The sequence below is a fragment of the Sutterella parvirubra YIT 11816 genome, from assembly GCF_000250875.1.
In the GTDB taxonomy this organism is placed as follows: domain Bacteria; phylum Pseudomonadota; class Gammaproteobacteria; order Burkholderiales; family Burkholderiaceae_F; genus Sutterella; species Sutterella parvirubra.
The window spans coordinates 1-2,733 of record NZ_JH604844.1; the positions used below are offsets into that span (position 1 = coordinate 1).

Below are 2,733 nucleotides of genomic sequence, written 5' to 3' on the forward strand. Positions count from 1 at the left end.
GGAGGCGAACGCGGTGAACTGAAACATCTAAGTAACCGCAGGAAAAGAAATCAACCGAGATTCCGAAAGTAGCGGCGAGCGAAATCGGACGAGCCTAGTGCTTGATAATGCTGCCGACAGCAGAACGGTCTGGAAAGTCCGGCTACAGAGGGTGATAGCCCCGTATGCGAAGTCCGCAGCATGGTACTAAGAGCACGATAAGTAGGGCGGGACACGTGACATCCTGTCTGAAGATGGGGGGACCATCCTCCAAGGCTAAATACTCGTGATCGACCGATAGTGAACCAGTACTGTGAAGGAAAGGCGAAAAGAACCCCGGGAGGGGAGTGAAATAGATCCTGAAACCGCATACATACAAACAGTAGGAGCCTCTTTAAGGGGTGACTGCGTACCTTTTGCATAATGGGTCAGCGACTTACGTTCAATGGCAAGCTTAACCGTATAGGGGAGGCGCAGCGAAAGCGAGTTCGAACAGAGCGATTTCAGTCGTTGGGCGTAGACCCGAAACCAGATGATCTATCCATGGTCAGGTTGAAGGTGTGGTAACACACACTGGAGGACCGAACCGACTAGTGTTGCAAAATTAGCGGATGAACTGTGGATAGGGGTGAAAGGCTAAACAAATCTGGAGATAGCTGGTTCTCCCCGAAAACTATTGAGGTAGTGCCTCGTGTATGGCTCCAGGGGGTAGAGCACTGTTATGGCTAGGGGGACATGGCGTCTTACCAAACCATGGCAAACTCCGAATACTTGGAAGTCGAAGCACGGGAGACAGAGCACCGGGTGCTAACGTCCGGACTCAAAAGGGAAACAACCCAGACCGCCGGCTAAGGTCCCTAATATGAACTGAGTGGAAAACGAAGTGGGAAGGCTAAGACAGTCAGGAAGTTGGCTTAGAAGCAGCCATCCTTCAAAGAAAGCGTAATAGCTCACTGATCGAGTCTTCCTGCGCGGAAGATGTAACGGGGCTAAGTTCATAACCGAAGCCGCGGATTCACACGCAAGTGTGAGTGGTAGGGGAGCGTTCTGTAAGCCTGCGAAGGTGACTCGCAAGGGTTGCTGGAGGTATCAGAAGTGCGAATGCTGACATGAGTAACGTTAAAGCGGGTGAAAAGCCCGCTCGCCGTAAGCCCAAGGTTTCCTGCTCTACGTTCATCGGAGCAGGGTGAGTCGGCCCCTAAGGCGAGGCTGAGAAGCGTAGCTGATGGGAACAAGGTTAATATTCCTTGACCGCCGTTGAGTGCGAAGGGGGGACGGAGTGTTGAAGATCATCCGGGTGTTGGATGTCCCGGTTTCCGCGCGTAGGAGGCCTGCAGGCAAATCCGCAGGCGAATCTCCGAGGCAAAGGATCGAGTCCCATTGGGGACGAAGTGATTGGATGGACTTCCAGGAAAAGCCTCTAAGCTCCAGCTCAACGGGACCGTACCGCAAACCGACACTGGTGGGCGAGCTGAATATGCTCAGGCGCTTGAGAGAACTCAGGAGAAGGAACTCGGCAAATTGACACCGTAACTTCGGGATAAGGTGTGCCTTGGTAGCGTGGAGGGAGAAACACCCCGAGCGTGAAGAGGTCTCAGAGAATCGGTGGCTGCGACTGTTTACTAAAAACACAGCACTCTGCAAAGACGAAAGTCGACGTATAGGGTGTGATGCCTGCCCGGTGCTGGAAGATTAATTGATGGGGTGCAAGCTCCTGATCGAAGTCCCAGTAAACGGCGGCCGTAACTATAACGGTCCTAAGGTAGCGAAATTCCTTGTCGGGCAAGTTCCGACCTGCACGAATGGCATAACGATGGCCACACTGTCTCCTCCTGAGACTCAGTGAAGTTGAAGTGTTTGTGATGATGCAATCTCCCCGCGGCTAGACGGAAAGACCCCATGAACCTTTACTGCAGCTTTGCATTGGACTTTGAACCGATCTGTGTAGGATAGGTGGGAGGCTGTGAAACCGGGACGCCAGTCTCGGCGGAGCCGTCCTTGAAATACCACCCTGATTTGTTTGAGGTTCTAACCTAGGCCAGTCATCCTGGTCGGGGACCGTGCATGGTGGGCAGTTTGACTGGGGCGGTCTCCTCCTAAAGGGTAACGGAGGAGTGCGAAGGTACGCTAGGTACGGTCGGAAATCGTGCTGATAGTGCAATGGCAAAAGCGTGCTTGACTGCGAGACCCACAAGTCGAGCAGATACGAAAGTAGGTCATAGTGATCCGGTGGCTCTGTATGGAAGGGCCATCGCTCAACGGATAAAAGGTACTCTGGGGATAACAGGCTGATACCGCCCAAGAGTTCATATCGACGGCGGTGTTTGGCACCTCGATGTCGGCTCATCTCATCCTGGGGCTGTAGCCGGTCCCAAGGGTATGGCTGTTCGCCATTTAAAGAGGTACGTGAGCTGGGTTTAAAACGTCGTGAGACAGTTTTGTCCCTATCTGCCGTGGGCGTTGGAAGATTGACGGGGGCTGCTCCTAGTACGAGAGGACCGGAGTGGACTGACCTCTGGTGTACCGGTTGTCACGCCAGTGGCATCGCCGGGTAGCTATGTCGGGAAGAGATAACCGCTGAAAGCATCTAAGCGGGAAACTTGCCTGAAGATAAGTCTTCCTGGAGGCTTGACCTCCCTGAAGAGTCGTTCGAGACCAGGACGTTGATAGGTCGGGTGTGTAAGCGCTGTGAGGCGTTGAGCTAACCGATACTAATTGCTCGTGCAGCTTGATCCTATAACCGTGAAGCTTTTT

At 53.3% G+C, this 2,733-nt stretch carries 1 rRNA gene; it reads left to right on the forward strand.

The window, feature by feature from the left end:
* Window positions 1-2,715 (forward strand): 23S ribosomal RNA (locus tag HMPREF9440_RS00355); the annotation flags it as partial.
* Window positions 2,716-2,733 lie beyond the last annotated feature (18 nt).